Origin of the sequence: Rhodococcus jostii RHA1, assembly GCF_000014565.1 — a bacterium.
GTDB classification, from domain to species: Bacteria; Actinomycetota; Actinomycetes; order Mycobacteriales; family Mycobacteriaceae; genus Rhodococcus_F; species Rhodococcus_F jostii_A.
Genome location: NC_008268.1, coordinates 81,286 through 101,285, shown reverse-complemented (window position 1 = coordinate 101,285; position 20,000 = coordinate 81,286). Strand labels below are relative to the sequence as shown.

Sequence of the window (20,000 nt, the reverse complement as noted above, 5' to 3'; positions counted from 1 at the left end):
GTCAACTCCTCACCCACGTGCGGCGATCGCGGTCGTACTCGATCAGGCCGTCGGCTTCGAACGCCCTCAGCCAGCCTTGCATCGGCCACCACCCCCAGCGCCGGTGGAAGGTGTGGGCGTTGGTGAGGATGTCCCGCAGGTGCTCGACGGGTGGATCCGACACGGGGTGATACTGGTGAAACGCGTCGGCTCCGCCCACCCATCGCAGACCGACTCCCGCGGCGCGGGCGGTCTGCGCGAAGTCGGTGTCCTCGCCGCCGTAGCCGGTGTAGTCGGTGCAGAACCCGCCGATGTGCTGCCAGGTCGCCCGGCCGACGGCGAAGGACAGTGACCAGAACAGATCGAAGTCGCTTCCCGCTGTGACGGTCCCGTGCGGCGGCGCCGGGCGGGCCGGGTGAGGGGATCGCAGCCGCCCGAGCCCGGCGAGGTCGTACCCTGCGGGTTCTGGAGGCGGAAGGTACGTCACGGGGCCGGACAGCAGGGCCGACCGGTTGTCCGGATGCTCGGCCGCCGACACGTAGCAGCCGAGAAGACCCTCGGACGCCAGGCAGTCGACGTCGAGGAAGACCAGCAGATCGGCGCCGGCGGCGAGTGCGGCATCCGCACCCGCATTGCGTGCGGCCGCCAGGGGCAGCGGGCCGTCGTCGTGGTCGAGCCAGATCCCCCGTGCGTGTCCGTTCTCGGAGACAGTGTCCATCGTCCGCGGGTCACCCATCGCGACGACGATGTGGTCGTCGCAGGTACGCTGGCTCCGTTCGAGGGAACGCAACTGCATCCGCAGATGACGGTCCCGGCGTGCGGCGATCGTTACGACCGCGACCTTCACGGCGCCGATTCCGCCCGTTTCGCCAGGCTGTCGATGACTGCCGCTGCGCGGGTGGCGGCGCCCGCGGTCTGCCAACGCACCCAGCTGTCGCCGCCGAGGGCGAGTGCCCGGTCGAGCAGCGCCGGCCATCTGGTCACCTCCGGCCACTGCGGTATCGACACGGCGAGTCCACCGCTCGCGAGCGAGTGCGCCGTGGCCGATTGTTCACCGAACGGACGCGGCTGCGCGATGACGATGGCCGGACGGCGGGCGGCGGCGATCTCGGCGACCGAGTTCTGCCCGGCGTCGGACACGACGACGTCGGCGCCGCACAGTTCCGGCCAGGGGTCCTCGATCCACGGTGCGCCCGGAACCCCGAGTGCCTGCCATCGATAGTCGCGATGCACGTGGGCGCACCGACGGACGTCCCCGACCGTCACCGCGGTGCCGCTGAGCACCAGGATCCGGGGTCGGGAGGAGGCGGGACCGGCGGCGGATGCGCGGCCGTCGAACCGACTGATCCCGCCGACGAATGTGGTCTTGTGCGCGAATTCCCGTAACCATTCCGGGTCGTACATCGCCTGCGGCCATGCGGCCACGATGTGGTCGGCGAGCCGGTAGCCGAGACGATGGGCTGGATCTGTGCGCTCTCCCGGCATCGCGATCATCACCACGGGCACGCCCAGCAGTCGAACGAATGCAGCCACCTCCACCGAGACGTCGACGACCATCAGGCTGGGTCGGGTCGCGTCGACCCACGACGCTATCCGGGACATGCGGGTCCGCAGCCCGACGTCGTGGGCGGGAACCCAGTGCAGTGCGCCGTCGGCGGTGGGGTTCTCGGGGGAGGAGCCCCGGTCGTCGCGCGCCAGCCGGACACGGTCCACGAATGGACCGCCGGGGTCGACCGGCGCCGAGGAGAGAGCGGTGACCGGTGCCTCCAGGGCCGCGCAGATGCTCGAGGCGCGCACCCGGTGGCCCGTCCCGTGGTGGTGGATGTAGTAGCCGATCACGATGCCACCTTCCGGTCGCCGTCGGCGCGGACCCGGTTCGCCGCGAGCCGCCGGTAGATGTTCACGTAGGCGTCCACCATGCGACGTTCCGAGCAGTGGCTCCGTGCGTGTTCGCGGGCTACCCGGCGTGGCAACGCGACGACCTGCGGTATCACCCGGGCGAGGGCGTCGACGTCGTCGGGCACAACGAGGCGACCGCAGTCGGCGGAGAGGACCTCGGGGATCCCGCCGCGCGCGAACGCGGCGACCGGCGTTCCGCAGGCGAGCGCTTCGGCGACGACCAGACCGTACGGTTCGTCCCACAGCGGGGTGATCACCGCCGCCGCCGAACCGCCGATCGCGGTCGCCAACTCGGGCTGGGCTAGGTGGCCCAGATAGGTCACGCCGGGACCCAGCAGGGGTGCGATCGTGCTCTCGAAGTAGCCCGGATCGCTGATGGGCCCCGCAAGGCGGATCGCGAAGCCCGCTCGGCGCGCCGCCGCGATCGCGACGTGCGCACCCTTCTCCGCTACCAGTCGGCCGAACCAGATGAGGTGCGGGCCGCCGTCACCCTGAGGCCAGCGGTCGACGTCGACCCCGTTCGGCACGACGTCGATGCGGTCGATCGCGTGACTCCACGCTGCGGCGGTGTGCTTGCTCACGGCCACGAAATGGGCGTCGGTGCCGGCCCGGACGGCGAGAGCCGACTCGAGCCACGGGGTGGGCGGAGTGTGCAATGTCGACAGCACGGGTGTCGGGACCGCGGGAGCCATGGCGACGGGGAGGTAGTGCAGGCTGTGGTTGTGCACCACGTCGGACGAATCCGCCAGCGGTCCGGCGAGATCGAGCATCAACCGCAGGTAGGCGTGGTGGTCCCGCAGGAAGTCCATCGGTGGCATCGACACGTCCTGCCGGGCGGCCGCACTCGTTTCCAAGGTCTCCACCGTCAGCTGCGCGCAACCGAGACCCGGATCGGATCCGGGTCCGGCGAACAGACTGACTCGATGCCCGTCCGCGCACAGGCTCCGCGCCAGGTGCCAGACGTGCGATTCGAGGCCGCCGGGGAAGGGCTGGCGGATGGGGTGCCGGCTGGAGGCGATCAGGGCGATGCGCAGGGCGTCGACGTTCACGGCAGCGCACGCCACGACAGTGCTCTTTCGTACAGGTTGTGATGCGCCTGCGCGAGCAGGCGCCGCTGGGTTGCGCGCTCGTGCCACGTCGCCCGGGCCGTCGCGGATCGGTGCAGGGTGCGGACGGCCCGGTCGAGCGAGGCGGCGTCGAAGGAGTCCTCGTCGAATCCGAAAGTGGCACAGTCCTGTTGCTGCGCATAGAAGCCGCATGTCGGGGCGACCACCGCGGTACCCAGGTCGTAGCACGCCTCGAGCCACCCGGAGTGGGTGCCGAAGCGGTAGGGCAGCACTGAGACCGACAGCGACGACAGGTACTTCCACAACTGGGCGTCGGTGAAGTACGGGTGGACGCGCACGTCGACCCGATCGGCGTCGCGGTAGCGCAGGAGTCGCGCCGCCGCGTTCGGCGCGTACCAATAACTGTCCGGTCGGAAGATCTCGTCGTGGATATCGATCTGCAGACGCGCTCCGCGGAGAGCGGCGACCGTGCGGGTCAGCGCGTCCAGGACCGGGAACGGATCCATGTTGGCGCGCAGACTCTTGACGTGCACCCCGACCACGAAGTCGTCCGAGTCCGGGCGGGGACGCTCGACCAGAGGGCGCTCCACGACGTGCGGGTGAGCGAGGACCGTCGCGGTGCGGGCCCAGTTCGCGTCGATGACGGCTGCGGCGCCCTCGGTGAGTGTGGCCAACTCGGTAGCGGCGGGCACCAGCACGTCGAGAACCTCCAGGTGCGGCCCGGCGTCGGGGTGGTGTGGGTTGCGGAGGTCGTGCACCGTGTAGACCAAGGGCTTCCCGCGGGCGGACAACTCGTGGACGATGTCCTTCATGTCCGCCGGTTCGATGGCGTCGAATCCGAAATGAATGTGGAACACGTCGAATTCGCGATGGTGGCGGCTGATCCAGCCCGGATCGAGCATGAGCGGTGGCCACCATCCCCCGGGGACCTTGCGACCGTCTGCCGGGACGGGATCGGCGAGACGGACGACGTCGCCGCCGCCTCCGTCCGGCTCGCCCAGATGACGAACGTAGACATGGGACTCCGGGACGGAGGCAACGCGAATCATGTGTTCTCCTTCGGCCTCGGCCGATCCAGGACAGGGGTGTGATGCGACGCTCGGTCGCGGGCGACGGCTACAACGCGCCGAGGAACGACTGCGCCCACCGGTGCACGTCGTGGTCGAGCACCTGACGGTGCAGTCGTGACATGCGGCGCCGTCCCTGCTCCCGTTCCGGGTCCAGCGCGGCCATGATCGTGTTCTTCACTCCGTCGAGGTCGTGCGGGTTCACCAGGTAGGCGCCCCGGAGTTCGGCGGCGGCACCGGCGAACTCGCTGAGCACCAGCGCCCCGCCCAGGTCCGCGCGACAGGCCACGTACTCCTTGGCGACGAGGTTCATCCCGTCCCGCATGGGGGTGACCAGCATGACGTCGGCGGCCAGGAACAGCGCGATCAGTTCGCTGCGATCGACCGGCTGATAGAGGTAGTGCACGAATGGCCGGCCGATCTGACCGTGGTCACCGTTGATGTGGCTGACCTGCTCCTCGATGGAACTGCGCATCTTCATGTAGTGCTCGACGCGTTCACGGCTGGGGGTGGCGAGTTGCACCATCGCGGTGTCGGACGGATCGAGGCGGCCCTCGTCGAGCAGTTCGCCGAGCGCCGAGAGCCGCAGGTCGATGCCCTTCGTGTAGTCGAGCCGGTCGACTCCGAGGAGAATCTTGCGGGGGTTTCCGAGTTCGCGGCGGATCTCGGCGGCCCGTTCGACGATGGCGGGATCGGTTGCCTGTTCGACCAGTTGCCGCGAGTCGACGGAAATGGGGAACGCGCCGACCTGCACGACCCGGCCGTCGAGTGTCACCTTGCCGAGTGCGCTGCGCACGCCGACACCTGCGGTGGTGGTGTCGAGTCCCAGCAGCCGGCGCGCCAGGAACAGGAAATTGTTGGCGCCGCCGGGCAGGTGGAAGCCGATGAGGTCGGCGCCGAGCAGCCCCTCCACGATCTCCTTGCGCCACGGCAACTGCATGAACAGTTCGACGGGCGGGAACGGGATGTGGAGGAAGAACCCGATGGTCAGGTCGGGGCGCATCTCCCGCAGCAGACGGGGCACCAACTGCAACTGGTAGTCCTGCACCCACACGGTTGCGCCCTCGGCCGCGGTGCGCGCGGTCTCCTCGGCGAAGTGGCGGTTCACGTCCAGGTACGAGTGCCACCAGTCCCGGTCGAAGACCGGTGCCACCAGCACGTCGTGGTACAGCGGCCACAGCGTCGCGTTCGAGAATCCTTCGTAATACAGCTTGACCTCGTCCGAGCTCAGCTCCACCGGGTACAGGTCGACCCCGCCGGAGACGATCGGTTCGACCTTCGTGTCGGGCACACCGGGCCAGCCCACCCAGGAACCGCGTTCCCGGTCGTGAAGGATCGGCTCCAGTGCTGTGACGAGGCCTCCGGGGCTCCGCTTCCAGCGTGTCGTCCCGTCGTCGAGTGTTTCCATGTCAACGGGCAGCCGGTTGGCGACCACCACGAAGTCGGACGTGCCGTGCGGAACGGAATCCTTCACGCCGAGCGCCCACCCTGGTGAACTCCCTGGGCGACCAGCAGGAAGGCGTCCTCCAGGTCGGCGCAGAACGGGATCTGTGCAGCCATCTTCATTGCCGTCAACGGCCTGCGGAGTGCGTTGTTGCCGGTCACCGCCCACGGCACGGTGAGCCGGCGGGCGCGGGCGGCCATGGTGCCGAGTACCGGCAGGGCAGACGCGCAGAAGAATTGCACGTCCGTCAGGTCGAGCACGAACGGAAGTCGTTCGTTGATCGCCTCGTCGAGATGATTCCCGAAGGTGTGCAGGGTGGTGACGTCGATGTCACCGGATATCCGGACCACGAGGATCCCGCCGGCACCGGGCGCACTGACGACGGAGAGCCGCCCGTGCTCGGGCTCGACGGCCCAACTGAACAGCGTCGAACTGTCGGGTGGGCCGTAGCGTGTCGGCAGCGCACTGAGAACAGATTTCATGTCGTTTCCTCACGGTCGAGCGACGTTAGGAGACAGGCACGAAATAAGGCGCGTGAACCGTGCCCGTCCATTGCGGCTGGGGGCTCAACCGTGCAGGACTCTGACGTTACCCCATCGTGTCAATGACAGCGGCGAACGTTTCTGCCCGCGGACCACCGCCGACGGCGGGCTGTCGTCGTTTCCGGTTGTCCCACTGCACTTCTCGCCATCGAACCGGGGGAGGCAACCGGGGCGCGGCGTAGCTTGCCCGCGGAGTGGGTAATCGGAGCGGATGGAAATTATCGCCATCGTGATCCTTGTCGGCGTCGTGACGTTCGTGATCGCGCGCCGCCGCGCGCACAACCGGAAGCGCAACTGATGCGGGTCGGCCCTACGGGCGGCGCCGCTTCTTGTGCGACGAGTCGCAGAACGGAGCGATGCTTGTCCGCCCGCACCGGCACAGCGCCACGGTGGCCCGATCGGTGCCGAGCGGGTTACCTTCGGGGTCGAGGATCCGCGCAGCACCGCGCACCAGCAGTGGACCATCAGGGCAGACCGTGATCGTGACGTCGGATTCGTCGGCGCCGGCAATGGGAATGGAGTTCATATGACTACTTTGCACTCTCGGTCGATGTCGGACACGGTCGCGCAATCGGGAACGTCCATGCCCTTTCCGAAGCCGCGTGGGCCTGTCAGCGACCTCCTGTTCTCCATTCTGCGCGCAGACGTCGCCGATGCCGAACCGTTCGTGGCGGCGGCACGCTCCCTCGCCTCGTCGGCGCGCGACAGTCCGCGGGCGTTCCTCTTCGACGAGGACGCGCAGATCTGCCTGACCGCGCTCTACGAACTGCACCTGCAGGGGATCACCGGTGTCGGCGACGAATGGGAGTGGAACAGCGACCTGATCGCCGCCCGGTCGGCGCTCGAGGTTCCGTTCGACGCCGCGATCCGTGACGTCGCCGACGCGCCGACCGGCGCCGACGACGTGGTGGCGGCACTGTGGGCGATGACCGCCCCCAGCACGGCGCCGGGGCTGTCCGGTCACATGGCCCACGAGGCGGATCTCACCCAGTTCCGGGAACTGCTGATCCACCGTTCCCTGAACCAGTTGCGTGAGGCCGACGTGCACACGTTCGGCATTCCGCGGCTCGCGGGCGCGCCGAAGGCGGCGCTGGTGGAGGTGCAGTCCGACGAGTACGGCGGCGGCAGACCCGAGCGGATGCACTCGGCGCTGTTCGCCACCACCATGCGTGAACTCGGGTTGTCCGACGACTACGCGCACTACATCGACGCGGTCCCCGCCGTGACGCTGGCGTCCCTCAATGCGCTGTCCCTGTTCGGCCTGCACCGCAGCCGGCTCGGGGCCCTGGTGGGACACCTGTGCGCGGTGGAGACCACGTCCGCGTTGCCGAGCAAGAAATACGCCGCCGGACTGCGCCGCCTCGGATTCGGGAAGGCGGCCACCCTGTTCTTCGACGAGCACGTGGAGGCCGACTCCGTGCACGAACAGATCGTCTGCCGCGACCTCGCCGGCGGACTGGTCGCGGCCCGGCCCGACGTGGCCGGCGACATCCTGCTGGGGGCTGCGGCCTGCCTCGCCTTCGACGACCTCGTCGGCGATCACGTCGCACGATGCTGGGAGGAGAACCGCACGTCGCTGCGGCAGCCGCCCGGTTAGGGATCAGGTGCCGGATGCGGCGACCGCGTGCTCGAGATCGCTGAGCGACGTCTCCAGGTGCGTGATGATCCGCTGTAGATGCGGGACGGCGTGCCGATCGCCCACCACGCCGACGTCGAGCTGACCGGACCGGCTGGTGAGGGTGATGCTGAGTGCTTGACCCCCGAGGACCGTCGGCGCCGGATACACGGCGTCGAGGCGGGCCCCATTCCAGTATCGCGGCCTCGACGGGCCCGGCATGTACGAGATCATCACGTTGAACGGCGGGGGAGTGTCGTCGACGAACCGTCGGACCGGCTCGAGCAGGATCGGGCTGATCGCCAGCGCGCTCATCAGTTGGAACTGGGTGTGGCTCAGCGCGCCGAACACCCGGTTGGTGTGCTCGACCGACTCGCTGATGCGGGCGAGGCGTGCCGCCGGATCAGCTTCGTCGGTGGCCAGGCCGACGACCATGGCGCCGACGCCGTGATCGCGGCCGCGCGGTCCGATCATCGTGCCGCCGAGGTCGAGGGGCACGGGCAGCATCGCCGTCAACGGCGCGTCCGGCAGCGCGTACTGCTCGAGGAGATACCGGCGCAAAGCCCCCGAACACATCGCGAGCACCACCGCGTTGATCGTGGTGTGGGCGGCGGTGGCCACCGACACCAGGCGCCGGATCGGCCACGATCGTGCCGCCAGTTTCCGGGCCCGGCCGACCGGAACGTTGAGCATCGTGGGCGGCGACTGCAGGGGAAGGGTCAGATGCTGCTCGCGGACGCCGTCGTAGGCGACTTTCGCGAGCGCGGGCAGTACCCCGACGATGCTGGTGGCGGCCCGCACCCCGGCCCGGACCACGGCCACCGGCAACACGGATTCGCGCCGTGGCACACCGGCGACCCCGGGAGTCCACGGTGCGGGGCAGTCGCGGGCGTCGGGGTCGGTCGACAGCGCGTGGTGGAGAAGTCGCAGCCCCGCCGGTCCGTCCATCAACGACAGGTGAATCTTCGAGAACACGGCCGTCCGTCCGTCGGCGAGCCCCTCGATGACGTGCATCTCCCACATCGGGTGCTGCGGATCGAGCGGCATGCCGTGCATCTGGGACACCAGCGACAGCAGGTCCTCCATCCGGCCCCGGCCCGGGACCGCGGTGTGCCGCACGTGGTAGCCGAGATCGATGCGGTCGTCGAACGACCACCAGGGGTAACTGGCCCCGCGGAGCGGGCGTACGGCGCGCCGGCGGAACGTGTCCGACGCGCCCTCGTGCGAGATCAGCGCCTCGAACATGGCCCGGGCATGATCGGGCCCCGACTCGCGCGGCGGTTCGAACAGTTCGAGCGCACCCACGTGCATGGGATGCGACGGCGTCTCGAACAGCACGAACATCGCCTCGGTGGGACTCATCACCGACATCCAGCGCCTCTTTCTCATGCTCGGGACACGGCCCGAGCATGCCCCGGCGCATCCCACGTCTCCAGGGTAAGCAGAACACGGAAACTTCTTCCGCAAGACCGTTTTCGTGCCCTGCCTCCTCAGCCGCGGTCGAGCTGCGGAAACACCGTCTCACGGGCGAGGAGCAGAACGGCGGCGGCGACGGGGATCGCGAGCAGCGCCCCCACGATCCCCAGCAGCGCGCCACCGATGAGGACGGCGACGACGGTGACCATCGGGGGCACCTTGACGGTGCGGCCGATGATGCGGGGAACGAGAAGATAGTCCTCGAACAGGCGGAGGGCGATGAAGAAGACGATGGTGGCCAGTGACACCAGCAGGGAGACGGTGAGGGCGACCAGCGCCACCACCACGCCGGCGAGGGTGGAGCCGACCACCGGAATCAGATCCAGCACGGCGACCAGGACGGCCAGCAGCAACGGGTAGGGGACGTCGAAGGCGACCAGCCACACGAACGTGAGGACGGCGGTGATCAACGAGATCAAGAGATTCCCGAGCACGTATCCGCCGACCTTCGCGAAGATTTCGTCACCGATCAGGATCGTGCGGGGTCGCCGTGAGTTCGGGGCCAGGCGGTAGATCGACGACCGGATGTGTGCGAAGTCGGCCAGGAAATAGGCGGTGAGCACGACCACGATCACGGTGCCGCTGATGGCGCTGAACACGAACTTGCCCGCACCCACGAGCCCGCCGACCACCATCGGCGCGTTGCTCGCGTCGAGTGCCCGCCGCAGTTCGTCCTGCAGGTGGAAGCGGGTGCTGAGCTCCTCCAATACCGGGTAGCGCTGCTCGAGGTGTCCCAGGTAGTCCGGGGCGTTGTGCACGAGTGCGCCGCCCTGCGTCACCATGGGCGGGATCGCGGCGGCCAGGAACCCGGCCAGCACGGCGAAGGCGAGGACGAAAACCGTTGCGACCGCGGCCCATCGGGGAAAACCGTGCCGCACCAGCCAGGACACCGCAGGTTCGAGGCCGATCGCGAGGAATGCGGCGACGGCGATGAGGACCAGCACCCCGCGGGCCGCGAGAACGACCTCGATCAGGGCGTACGTGACGGCGACACCGGCGGCCCCCGCCATCCCGATGAAGAACGGTGACCGGCGATCGAAGCGCGGTCCGGGCTTCCCGAGCGGATGCGCCGCCGTGCTGATGCGCGCCGCGCCCTCCTCCGCGGCGACGATCGGCTGCTCCTGCTCGGGGGAATGCGGTTGGGCCACGCTGTCGTCGTGGCCCCCGGCGCCCGTGGTCACGGTCGTCTGACGACTCTGTCCCGCCGTCCGCTGCCGGCGGTGTCCCGGCCGATGCGGGGACACCGGTCCGCGGCGGTCGTGCCGGGTCCGGTGCTCGGCACTCCCGGCGATACGGGTGTCGAGCGGCAGTAGTCGTCGATCAACTCCACTGCACGTTCCGCGCAGACGGTGGGCGACGGCATCCGCCCGATGCCGAGGCCGTCGATCACGATGACACTGCGGCGGCCCAGTCCTTCGACGCCGAGTGACCAGCCGAACGTGCGGTTCCACGCGAGCACCGCGTTGCGTCCGGGCAGATAGTGCAACCGGTGCGGCAGAACGAGGACCGCTTCGATGCCGTCGCTGTCCCACCAGTCGATGGAGTCGGCGTGAACGATTCTGGCCACCGTGTGGATATAGTCCCGAACGGTGCGGGTGTCGGCAATGCCTGTTCCGCTCTTCATCGTCCACCGCCTCAGCTGTTTGACGATCGACATACCCGGCCCCGCGACAGTTGAAACTTCACCCACCGAGGTGTGTGTGCTCGAGCGGCGCGACCCGCCCATCTCCAGGTAGCCTCGCCGCATGCCTTACGTGGAGCGCTCGGGAGATGTGTTCGTCCTGTACTTCGGCGAGGAGGGGGAACCGGACAGCGAGAACGCCTTCCACCCGGATTGGATCGACAGGGTCGACAGCCTCCTCGACCGCATCGAGCAGCACGACGGTCCCGCCGCCCTGGTGACGACGGGACTCGGAAAGTTCTACTCCACCGGTCTCGACACCGCCTGGGTCGTCGCCAACACCGACAAGCTGAACTCCTACATCGACCGGGTGCAGGCCCTGTTCGCCCGGATCCTCACCTTCCCCCTGCCGACCGTGGCCGCGCTGACCGGGCACACCTTCGGTGGCGGCGCCATCCTCGCGGCCGCCCACGATCACCGGGTAATGCGTGAGGACCGCGGCTACTTCTGCCTGCCGGGCATCACCATCGGGGCGAGTTACGCGCCGGGCAGCATCGCGCTGCTCGCGGCCCGCCTGCCCGCGCGGGCGGTGCACACCGCCCTGGTGACCGGCCGTCGGTACGGCGGCGTCGCGGCAAGCGAACTCGGGTTCGTCGACGAGGTCGCCCCCGAGCAGCAGGTGCTCACCAGGGCCGTCGAACACGCGCAGGGGCTCGTCGCGACCCGCGGACGCACACTCGGTGAGATCAAGTCGTCCCTCTATGCGGACGCCGTCGCCTCGCTCCGCACCCCGGTGGCGAACCTCGAGTCGCAGGAGGCGCTGAACGGCGGCTGACGGGTCGCCGGGCGCGCCGAGGGGTGCCTGCCGTGAAAACGGGTACTACTCCCGCGAGGAGCGGGGCGTCGGGCATCCGTTCTCATCGTCATCCGGAGGCGACCACCATGAAACGCGTTCTGACACTTGTCCTGCCGATCCTGCTGGCCGTCTTCGCGCTGGCCGCGTGCGGAAGTGACGGTGACGACTCGTCCGGTTCGGCGGAATCGGCGCACGGCGGCGACCATCCCATGTCCGGCATGCCGTCGATGTCCATGTCGATGCCGATGTCCATGCCTGCGGGGGCGGGTCAAGCGGGCGGGCATGAGATCCTGATCTCCGATTTCAAATACACCCTGCCCGGCACGTTCGCGCCGGGAGAAGAGGTCACCGTCCGCAACAACGACACCGCCGAACACACCGTGACGGCAGACACCGGCGACCTGTTCGACGTGGAGGTCGAACCGGGTGCGACCGCGACGTTCACCGTTCCCGGTCAGCCGGGCACCTTCGCGTTCCACTGCGCGTATCACCCGAACATGGTGGGCACACTCGAGGTTCGGTGACCCCGTCAGTCGAGCGGCTCGATGCGGAACACCTCGCACCGGTCCGCGGCGGCCGCGAACGCCTCCGGCGAGGAATTCGCGACCGTCCCGGCCTTGAGGAACATGGTGACTCCGTGCGGCACCCGGATCGGGAACTCGCGGAGGATCCGGCCCCGCTCCGACATGGGCAGGGCGACCAGCCGGACGCGTTCGCGGCGACGCCCCCGCGTCAGCTCACCGCGCCCGGCGGCCAGGACATTCTTCGCCCAGTCCGATTCGGCGTATCCCGCGACGACGTAGCGCCGGCCATCCACCTCGTACGGTGACACGGGGGTCGACCGGAGCACCCCCGTCTTCCGGCCGGGGACGGTGAGCGCCGGCATCGGCATCGGAACGCCCAAGCGGTGCAGGCCCACGATCACCTTGTTCACGTGGGCGAGATACCAGGGCGGCCGCACTGTTCCGGTCCGGCGCACCATGTCCTCGACTATTCCGAACCCGGCGCTCTCGTGGCAACCACCTCGTGCTGTGCGGGCGCTTCGCTGTCCCGCCACCAGCAGAACACGAACAGGGCCAGCGACGCGACGAGTGTAGAGACCACCCACACCGTGAGGGCGATGTCGACCCACGACCCGATCGGCGGGCTTCCCGGCAGGATTCCACGCAACGGCACGACGGCGAACAGCATCGCGGCCATCCAGCCCAGCATGTCCGTGTTGACGGCGCGCTTACGGCGGAACGTCTGCAACGCGACGAATGCGGCGAGGCCCGCGAGGATCGTCATCATCAGCAACAGGATTCCGGCGTAGATCAGGTTCCCGCCCGTGCGCGCGAACATCAGCGCGGCGCCGGTACCGTTCCGGGACAGGTCCGTATCGACCGCAACCTCCTCGGCGCGTGCCTTCCACCCGTCGACACGGCCCTCCAGCAGGAGGGCCGTGGGCACCAGTTCACGGTCGGCGCCGAGCCCCTGATACGCCTCCACCACCATTGGATTCACCTCGAACCGGTCGAACGGCCAATAGGCCGCGTTGCCGGTGGCGATGAACTCGGTGTCGAAGGTCGTGGCCGAGGCGCCCGCCCGGAAGACGATCTCCTCGTGGCTGGTGCTCGGGACGAGCAGCAGCGTGATGTCCCGGTTCAGTGTGTCGCCGTTGGCGTGGAGGAAATCCTCACCGACGGCGATTGTCACCTCGGCCTGCACCCGGTCGGTCGTCGGCTGCAGCGACTTCGCCGTCACGAGGACCACGACCTCGTCGCTACCGATCTCGAACGGTCCGTCGTCGTCGCCGGTGCGGCTGCTCAGCCCGTACACGGTGAGCGACGCGGCGTAGATCAGCGTGAGGAGAAGCGCCGGGACGGCCCACTGGAGCCGGGGGTGGTGGGATGTCATGGGCATCGGCGAATCACAGCGCGGCGGTCGTGTTCTCGGGGTCGATCAAGATCTTCGCGTGCACCTCGGGGCTGCCGAGCGCGGTGAACGCGGATTCGACACCGGCCAACCCGACCGTGCCGGTGATCAGCGGCGTCGGATCGACCTTTCCGTCGGCGAGCATGTGGAGTGTGTCGCGGAACTCGCGGGGGTCGTAGGCGATGGCGAAGCGCAGGTCGATCTCCTTGTTGATCGCCAGGGCGGGCCGGAAGGTGTCGGTCTCCATGCAGACCCCGACCACGACGACACGTGACCGCAGCGGCGCGCCGGCCAGTATGCCGTCGATGACTCCGGGCATGCCGACGCACTCGAAGACCACCGGCCCGGACGGTGTCGCGCCCACCGCGTCGGCGAGGGCGAAGGCATGCCACCACGGCAGCTTCGGGATTCGACGCAGCCTCTCCATGGTGTCCAGTCCGAGGGCGAGCACCTCCGTGATGGAGGTCGTCTCCCTGCGTCGCGGATAGGACGTCCAGGGCGACGCCGCGGCAGCGTCGACGACGACGTCGGCACCGCATTGCCGGGCGAGCTCCCGCCGTCGGGTGGAGAAGTCGGCGGCCACGACGGTGCGGACACCGGATGCCTTCAGCATGCTGATCACGGCGAGACCGATCGGGCCGCATCCGATGACGATCGCGGTCCGGCGCGTGCCGACGTCGCCCTTCCGCACCGCGTGCCACGCCACCGCCATCGGCTCGGTCAGCGCGGCCGCCTCCTCCGACAGCCCGTTGGGCACCGGCAGGGTCATCGACTCCTGCACCACCACCTGTTCCGCGTAGCCGCCCGGCGCCGAGGCCGACAGCCCGGTCAGGTGGATGTCCGACCCGGTGCGGACGATGGGGGGGGTTCCCCCCTGAGTGAGGACATCGTGAACACTGGGTCGTGAAGGTCCCAGAGGAAGAGATGTCACTGATGGCGATGAAGGCGTACTCGGCGGAGTTCAAGGCCGATGCCGTCGCGCTGTACCTGTCCGACCCGAGCCACACCTTTGAGGGCATCGGCAACGACCTGGGAGTCAGCCGCGAGACCCTGCGCAACTGGGTGCGGGCCGAACGCAAACGCACCGGTACCTCCACGGCCGAGCTCCGGGCCGACGGGGCTGCGCGGCCGGCATCCCGGGCCGGCGAGGTATCGTCCGAGTCCGTGTTGGAGGAAGAAAACAAGCAGCTCAAGGCCCAAATCCGGAAGCTCGAAACCGAGCGGGAGATCCTGCGCAAGGCCGCGAAGTATTTCGCGGGCGAGACGAATTGGTGAGCCGCTTCCAGTTCGTTGACGACCACTGCGACACCGTTCCGGTGAAGTGGCTGTGCCAGATCCTCGAAGTCTCCCGCTCGGGCTTCTACCGGTGGCGGACCTCCGGACCGGCCCGGGCCGCCCGTGCCCGCGCCGACGAGGAGCTGGCCGAGCGGATCCGCGCTATCCATGCCGACTTCGATGGCACCTACGGTGCCCCGCGCATCACGGCCGAACTGCGCGAGGCCGGGATCGAGGTCAATCACAAGCGGGTCGAGCGGGTGATGCGTGAGCACGGGATCGTCGGGGTGCACCTGCGCAAACCGGTGCGCACCACCGTCCCCGATCCGGACGCGGCCGCGGTGCCGGACCTGATCCGGCGGGACTTCACCGCGAGCGCACCGAACACTCGATACGTCGGCGACATCACCTACCTCCCAGTCGGTGACGGTGAATTTCTGTATCTGGCGACGGTGTTGGACCTGGGCTCGCGACGGTTGGCGGGGTGGTCGATCGCCGACCACATGCGTACCGAGTTGGTCACCGATGCGATGCGGGCGGCGGCGGCCTGTCGCGGCGCCGCAGGGCTCGAGGGGTCAATTTTCCACTCCGACAACGGAGCCCAGTATGCATCGGCCGAGTTCGCCGACCTCTGCCGCGAGCTGGGGGTGACCCGGTCGCGGGGTGCGGTCGGAACGTCGGCGGACAACGCGGCCGCCGAGTCGCTGAACGCGACGTTGAAACGGGAGACGCTGCAGGGGCGGAAGCGCTGGAACAGTGCGGGTGAGGCCCGCGCCGCCATCTTCCGCTGGATCACCCGCTACAACACGCGAAGGAGGCATTCCACCCTCGGTCAGATCTGTCCGATCGAGTTCGAGCAGCGATCGGCTACGCTGGCCACCGCTGCATAGGAATTGGTGTCCACATCTCGGGGGGAACGCCCGGGCAACGCAACCACCGCGGTACCCACCGGCCACCGCTTCCGGCAACCGGGCCCGTAGCCGGCGACGGTGCCGCTGAACTCGTGCCCGAGCACGACCCGCTGGTGGGAGCGCATGAAGTCGCGGTAGCCGGTTTCGGCCGCCAGTTCCGCCATCGCGTCGGCGTGCACGCGGGCGTGCAGGTCCGAGCCGCAGATCCCGCACCGGGACACATCGATCAGCACCTGACCCCTCGCCGGGATCGGAGCCGGGATGTCACCCACCTCCAGGCGAGTCTCGGTGCAGATGACAGCCTTCATGCCGACTCCTCGGGGTGCGGTGGGCCTCCGTTCCGAACGTAGAACACTCCCGTCGCCGAGACACCACGAATGCCGAACGGCTTCAGGGTTGTCCCGCCCCGGCGACGGGTGTAGACCGACAGCATGAGCGTCCTCGGTCAGATGGACTCGTTTCGCCGTGTCTTTCCCACCGCCCGCCGCAACCGGGCAGACCTGTTGCGCTGGTTGCGGCGCCGACCGCAGCTACTCGCCGCCGTCGGGTTCCACGAGTTCGCGCTCGCGACCAGCGCCAGGGTCGACCCCCGCCTCAAGGCGCTCGGCGAGATCAAGGCGGCCGCGCTGACCAACTGCGAGTACTGCCTCGACATCGGATCGGCGTTCAGCCGCGCGCTCGGAGTGAGCGACGCGCAGTTGCGCGCCCTCCCGAAGTTTCGGGAGAGCAGCGAATTCGACGACACCGAGAAGCTGGTGCTGGAATTCGCCGAAGCCATCACCCGCACGCCCGCCCACATCGGCGAGGGCCTGCGGCGCTCATTGCTCGCCGAGTTCTCCGAGGCGCAGCTGACCGAACTCGCCGCGGCCATCGCCTGGGAGAACCACCGGGGACGTCTCAATCAGGCGCTCGGTGTGCGTCCCTCGGGTTTCTCCGACAGCGACTTCTGCGTCGTGCCCGAGCAGTAGCCGGCGGAGTCTCCGCACTCGGTCCGATCGACGTCAGACCGTCAGCGGCAGCGGGAACGCGACAACCCGTCGAGCACGAAACCCAGCCCGATGCCGAGCATCCACACGTCCTTGGCGACGGCGATGCCGTTCTCGTTCGGCCAGATGCTGCCGGGGTTACGCAGTGCAGGCGTCCTCGCGTACATGGCCACGAGGCCGCCGGAGAACCCGGTGAGCGCCGCCCCGGCCACGGCGGAGGGTACGAACGGTGTGAGCAGCGCTGCGCCCGTGCCGATCTCGGCGACCGACAGCAACTTGATGAACCGTTCCGGCGGAATCGCGTTCAAGAACGGGAACGCCCCCGCCGCCATACCATGAATGCCCTGGGCGGTCTGCTCGTCCGCCGACCATTTCTGTATCCCCGAATGGAGGATGAAACCCCCGGTCGCGATGCGCGCGGGAAGGTCGCCGAGTGTGGTCAGTCGCATGGTGGTCTCCTGTCGTCCGGGTCGAACCAGAGAACTGTTCCCCACCTCAGCCTCCCACTCGGTCGAGGACCGCGAGCGGTTTCGACGGAGCGACGGCGACGAGCGGACGGTGGACACGCTCGTACGTGGCGGCGCCTACCGTCACGAACACCGCGCCGAGGATCGCGCCGGCGACGACGTCGGACATCCAGTGGACACCGAGGTAGACGCGGGTCACGGCAACGATCACCACCCCGCACCCGGCCACCGCCGCGCCGCACACCCGGACGCGGAGATGCCGGCGGCCGAGCAGGATCGCCGCCGTGACCCCGAGCAGGGCCGCGGTGCCCGTGACGTGCCCGGACGGGAACGAGTAGTCCGTCTCCAGGACCTCCTGCAGGTCGACGGCCGGCCGGCTGCGTTCGACGACCAGCTTCAGGGCCGTGCTCGCCGCGGTGGCGGCCCCGACCGTCCCGACGACGACGGCGGCGGGGATCGCGGAACGCCGGCGCCAGGCGAGGGCGAGCCCGCAGATCACGGCGAGGGCCACGGTGGCGACGGGGCTGCCGAGGGCGGTGACGAGGAGAGCCACATGGTCAAGGGTGGCGGAGCGGTGACCGACGACCCACGACGTCGCGGGCACGTCGGCACCGGTCAGTGGGCCGCCGTCGCGGACCTGCACACAGAGCACGGCCAGGATCAGCGTCAGCGCGGACACACGAAGCCCGGCGGTGGCGATGGAGGTGTGGGGCATCCGGCCAGTGTCGTCACCGCCCGCTGTGGGAACGCTGAGAGCGCGTGGCCCACCCCGCGGCGGTCTGTTGTACTGAAAGTCGCGGGGCACAGGGAGGAGCGCGTGTGCGAGTTCTTCTGGTCGAGGACGAACGGCGTCTCGCCGAGACGGTGCGCCGTGGACTGACGGCCGAGGGGTTCGTCGTCGACGTCGAGCACGACGGCCTGTCGGGTTTCGAGGCGGCGCTGAGCGGCGACTTCGACGTGGTCGTCCTCGACATCATGCTGCCCGGGAAACACGGGTATGACATCGTACGGGACCTGCGGCGTCGTGAAGTGTGGACTCCGGTGCTGATGTTGTCGGCCAAGGACGGCGAATACGACCTGGCGGACGCGTTCGACCTCGGCGCCGACGACTATCTGATCAAACCGTTCTCGTTCGTGGTGCTGGTGGCCCGGCTGCGGGCGCTGGTCCGCCGCGGCGCACCGCGGCGTCCCACCGTCCTGACGGCGGACGGCCTGGAGCTGGACCCCGCCCGGCATCGGGTCACCCGGGACGGCACCGCGCTCGCGCTGACGCCCCGCGAATACAGCGTCCTGGAGTTCTTGATGCGGAACGCCGGATCCGCGGTCACCAAGCAGGAGATTCTGCAGTCGGTGTGGGACACCCACTACGAGGGCGACGACAACATCGTCGAGGTGTACATCGGTTATCTGCGACGCAAGGTGGATACCCCGTTCGGCAGAAACAGCATCGACACCGTGCGCGGGGTCGGTTACCGGCTGAAGTCCGGAGACGACTGACGGGTACCGTCCGCGGGGAGGGTGATCACGAATCGCGCTCCGCCCGTGCCGCTGTCGGTGACGTCGATCGTGCCACCGTGTGTCGCGACGATCTCGGCGACGATTGCCAGGCCCAGTCCCGCACCGCCCGAGTCGCGGGTACGGGGCGTATCGAGGCGGACGAACCGTTCGAATATCCGCTGCCGATCCGGCACAGCGATCCCCGGCCCGTCGTCGGCGACCTCGAGGACGGCGCCGTCGGACGACGTCCGGCAGTTCAGGCGGATCTCACGCCGGGCGTGACGCCGCGCGTTGTCGACGAGATTGCGCACCACCCGCGCCAGTTGCTGCGGGTCGCCGACCACGCGGACCGGCGCGATCGCCGTCCGCACCACCAACTCCGGCGACATGTCGCGCACGCGGGCACTCTCGGCGTACATCAGGTCGTCGATGTCCACGTCCACCGATGTGTGGGTGAGCCCGTTCTCGTCGGCCCGGGCGAGGAGCAGCAGGTCCGCGAGGAGATGGTTCATGCGGCGCGCCTCCGGTAGCAACGACTCGTCGACCAGCGACGTGTCGACCAGTTCGGGCCGGGTGTGCGCCAACTCCAGAGCGGCCGTGATCGTGGCGAGCGGACTCCGCAGTTCGTGTGACGCGTCGGAGACGAATCGTTGCTGCGCGCGGTGACCGGACTCGAGACGGCCGAGCATGCTGTTCATCGTTTCGGCGAGCCGCGCGATCTCGTCCTGAGTGTGCGGCACCGGGACGCGTTCATCGAGTCGGTCGGTGGAGATGGCGGCCACCCGCGCCCGGATTCGTTCGACGGGCAGCAGCGCCGCGCCGACGAGACGGTAGCTCGCCACCGCCACCATCGCGACCACGACGGGGCCACCGATCGCCATCAGGAGGGCCACGGTGCCGAGGATGCCCTCGATGGGTTCGCGGTCCGCCCCCACCACCACGGTCGCGGGACCCTGCGGTGACTGCGCGCCCCGTTCGACGATCCAGTAGTCGGGTTCGTCGCCCAGGTCGATGTTGCCGAGGTACCGGGATTCGCCGGGCGGCACCGGCTCGAACGTGACAGGGAGACGGTCGGCGCCGGGGGAGGTGGCTACGACGGTGCCGGCCGAGTCGATGACCTGGATGGTGCCGACCTGGCCGTCGGTCGCGAACAGCGAGCTGTCGAGGCCCCCGGGTGCCGTGGTCCGGAGTTGCTCGACGATTTGCCGGGCGCGGGCGTCCGCGGCGTCGCGCGCCGAGTGCTCCAGTGTCCGGTACAGCACCAGCAGTAATGCTCCGCCCGCGAGGACGAGGCAGATGGTGACCACCAGGGCGGCGGCCGCCGCGGACCGGGCGCGCACGTTCCACGACCTCGGGTGGAGCAGATTCCGATCCATGGGGTTCA

At 69.0% G+C, this 20,000-nt stretch carries 21 protein-coding genes and 2 pseudogenes; 6 read left to right on the top strand and 17 right to left on the bottom strand.

The window, feature by feature from the left end; all coding sequences use genetic code 11:
* Position 1: 1 nt before the first annotated feature.
* From RHA1_RS00500 to RHA1_RS00470, 7 genes are all read right to left on the bottom strand, one after another.
* Complete coding sequence (locus RHA1_RS00500; protein WP_011593421.1) at positions 2 to 826, bottom strand: glycosyltransferase family 2 protein; 825 nt, start codon at positions 824 to 826, stop codon at positions 2 to 4.
* On the bottom strand, positions 823 to 1,818 hold the full coding sequence (locus RHA1_RS00495; RefSeq protein WP_011593420.1) for a glycosyltransferase: 996 nt from the start codon (positions 1,816 to 1,818) through the stop codon (positions 823 to 825). Before RHA1_RS00495 ends, RHA1_RS00500 begins: the two co-directional genes overlap by 4 nt.
* Positions 1,815 to 2,942, bottom strand: a complete 1,128-nt coding sequence (locus tag RHA1_RS00490) for a glycosyltransferase family 4 protein (RefSeq protein WP_041810883.1) — start codon at positions 2,940 to 2,942, stop codon at positions 1,815 to 1,817. Before RHA1_RS00490 ends, RHA1_RS00495 begins: the two co-directional genes overlap by 4 nt.
* The gene (locus RHA1_RS00485; protein WP_011593418.1) at positions 2,924 to 3,994 is read right to left on the bottom strand and encodes a glycosyltransferase family protein; all 1,071 of its coding nucleotides are present in this window, start codon (positions 3,992 to 3,994) and stop codon (positions 2,924 to 2,926) included. Before RHA1_RS00485 ends, RHA1_RS00490 begins: the two co-directional genes overlap by 19 nt.
* A gap of 67 nt (positions 3,995 to 4,061) precedes the next feature.
* Positions 4,062 to 5,486, bottom strand: coding sequence for an alpha,alpha-trehalose-phosphate synthase (UDP-forming) (locus RHA1_RS00480; protein WP_009472632.1), 1,425 nt, complete (start codon positions 5,484 to 5,486; stop codon positions 4,062 to 4,064).
* A complete protein-coding gene (locus RHA1_RS00475) occupies positions 5,483 to 5,938 on the bottom strand; it encodes an STAS domain-containing protein (protein ID WP_011593417.1) in 456 nt (151 codons plus the stop codon). The genes RHA1_RS00480 and RHA1_RS00475 overlap by 4 nt, the downstream gene beginning before the upstream one ends.
* Positions 5,939 to 6,308: 370 nt before the next feature.
* Positions 6,309 to 6,524: a CDGSH iron-sulfur domain-containing protein gene (locus tag RHA1_RS00470; protein WP_016884251.1), complete on the bottom strand. Its 216-nt coding sequence runs from the start codon at positions 6,522 to 6,524 to the stop codon at positions 6,309 to 6,311.
* Between the two features lie 24 nt (positions 6,525 to 6,548).
* On the opposite strand from RHA1_RS00470, the gene RHA1_RS00465 reads away from it, so the two are divergent.
* Positions 6,549 to 7,595: an iron-containing redox enzyme family protein gene (locus RHA1_RS00465; protein ID WP_011593416.1), complete on the top strand. Its 1,047-nt coding sequence runs from the start codon at positions 6,549 to 6,551 to the stop codon at positions 7,593 to 7,595.
* 3 nt (positions 7,596 to 7,598) lie between these two features.
* Here the strand turns inward: RHA1_RS00465 and RHA1_RS00460 are convergent, their stop codons facing one another.
* From RHA1_RS00460 to RHA1_RS44375, 3 genes are all read right to left on the bottom strand, one after another.
* Positions 7,599 to 8,984: a WS/DGAT/MGAT family O-acyltransferase gene (locus tag RHA1_RS00460; RefSeq protein ID WP_009472628.1), complete on the bottom strand. Its 1,386-nt coding sequence runs from the start codon at positions 8,982 to 8,984 to the stop codon at positions 7,599 to 7,601.
* A 119-nt stretch (positions 8,985 to 9,103) separates the two neighbouring features.
* Positions 9,104 to 10,270, bottom strand: a complete 1,167-nt coding sequence (locus RHA1_RS00455) for an AI-2E family transporter (RefSeq protein ID WP_081437392.1) — start codon at positions 10,268 to 10,270, stop codon at positions 9,104 to 9,106.
* Entirely contained in the window at positions 10,267 to 10,713 is a 447-nt protein-coding gene (locus RHA1_RS44375) for a DUF6292 family protein (RefSeq protein ID WP_050787445.1), read from the bottom strand. Before RHA1_RS44375 ends, RHA1_RS00455 begins: the two co-directional genes overlap by 4 nt.
* A gap of 121 nt (positions 10,714 to 10,834) precedes the next feature.
* Between RHA1_RS44375 and RHA1_RS00450 the strand changes: the two genes are divergently transcribed.
* Together RHA1_RS00450 and RHA1_RS00445 are read left to right on the top strand one after the other, a co-directional pair.
* Positions 10,835 to 11,545: an enoyl-CoA hydratase/isomerase family protein gene (locus RHA1_RS00450; RefSeq protein WP_011593414.1), complete on the top strand. Its 711-nt coding sequence runs from the start codon at positions 10,835 to 10,837 to the stop codon at positions 11,543 to 11,545.
* A 107-nt stretch (positions 11,546 to 11,652) separates the two neighbouring features.
* Entirely contained in the window at positions 11,653 to 12,090 is a 438-nt protein-coding gene (locus tag RHA1_RS00445) for a cupredoxin domain-containing protein (protein WP_050787221.1), read from the top strand.
* A 5-nt stretch (positions 12,091 to 12,095) separates the two neighbouring features.
* Here the strand turns inward: RHA1_RS00445 and RHA1_RS00440 are convergent, their stop codons facing one another.
* The 3 genes and pseudogenes from RHA1_RS00440 to RHA1_RS00430 form a co-directional block, all read right to left on the bottom strand.
* Positions 12,096 to 12,548: a nitroreductase/quinone reductase family protein gene (locus tag RHA1_RS00440; protein ID WP_011593412.1), complete on the bottom strand. Its 453-nt coding sequence runs from the start codon at positions 12,546 to 12,548 to the stop codon at positions 12,096 to 12,098.
* 8 nt (positions 12,549 to 12,556) lie between these two features.
* On the bottom strand, positions 12,557 to 13,462 hold the full coding sequence (locus RHA1_RS00435) for a DUF8686 domain-containing protein (RefSeq protein ID WP_193384944.1): 906 nt from the start codon (positions 13,460 to 13,462) through the stop codon (positions 12,557 to 12,559).
* A gap of 13 nt (positions 13,463 to 13,475) precedes the next feature.
* A pseudogene (locus RHA1_RS00430) lies at positions 13,476 to 14,342 on the bottom strand (zinc-binding dehydrogenase); the annotation flags it as partial.
* A 71-nt stretch (positions 14,343 to 14,413) separates the two neighbouring features.
* Between RHA1_RS00430 and RHA1_RS00420 the strand changes: the two are divergent.
* A protein-coding gene (locus RHA1_RS00420) for an IS3-like element ISRhosp5 family transposase (RefSeq protein WP_085996103.1) occupies positions 14,414 to 15,645 on the top strand; the annotation gives its coding sequence in 2 pieces (ribosomal slippage) (positions 14,414 to 14,735 and positions 14,735 to 15,645; 1,233 coding nt in all).
* Here RHA1_RS00420 and RHA1_RS00415 read toward each other — a convergent pair.
* A pseudogene (locus tag RHA1_RS00415) lies at positions 15,630 to 15,974 on the bottom strand (alcohol dehydrogenase catalytic domain-containing protein); the annotation flags it as partial. The gene RHA1_RS00420 and the pseudogene RHA1_RS00415 overlap by 16 nt on opposite strands.
* A 123-nt stretch (positions 15,975 to 16,097) precedes the next feature.
* Between RHA1_RS00415 and RHA1_RS00410 the strand changes: the two are divergent.
* Positions 16,098 to 16,634 carry a carboxymuconolactone decarboxylase family protein gene (locus tag RHA1_RS00410; RefSeq protein WP_011593406.1) on the top strand — a complete coding sequence of 179 codons (537 nt, stop codon included), beginning with the start codon at positions 16,098 to 16,100 and terminating at the stop codon, positions 16,632 to 16,634.
* Between the two features lie 41 nt (positions 16,635 to 16,675).
* Here RHA1_RS00410 and RHA1_RS00405 read toward each other — a convergent pair whose 3' ends face one another.
* Together RHA1_RS00405 and RHA1_RS00400 are read right to left on the bottom strand one after the other, a co-directional pair.
* Positions 16,676 to 17,101 carry a DoxX family membrane protein gene (locus RHA1_RS00405; RefSeq protein WP_011593405.1) on the bottom strand — a complete coding sequence of 142 codons (426 nt, stop codon included), beginning with the start codon at positions 17,099 to 17,101 and terminating at the stop codon, positions 16,676 to 16,678.
* Positions 17,102 to 17,147: 46 nt separating this feature from the next.
* Entirely contained in the window at positions 17,148 to 17,834 is a 687-nt protein-coding gene (locus tag RHA1_RS00400) for a phosphatase PAP2 family protein (RefSeq protein ID WP_011593404.1), read from the bottom strand.
* Positions 17,835 to 17,938: 104 nt separating this feature from the next.
* Here RHA1_RS00400 and RHA1_RS00395 point away from each other — a divergent pair, with 104 nt between their 5' ends.
* Positions 17,939 to 18,616, top strand: a complete 678-nt coding sequence (locus RHA1_RS00395; RefSeq protein WP_009472616.1) for a response regulator transcription factor — start codon at positions 17,939 to 17,941, stop codon at positions 18,614 to 18,616.
* Here RHA1_RS00395 and RHA1_RS00390 read toward each other — a convergent pair.
* Complete coding sequence (locus RHA1_RS00390; RefSeq protein ID WP_041810879.1) at positions 18,589 to 19,992, bottom strand: sensor histidine kinase; 1,404 nt, start codon at positions 19,990 to 19,992, stop codon at positions 18,589 to 18,591. The two genes, RHA1_RS00395 and RHA1_RS00390, sit on opposite strands and share 28 nt — an antisense overlap.
* Positions 19,993 to 20,000 lie beyond the last annotated feature (8 nt).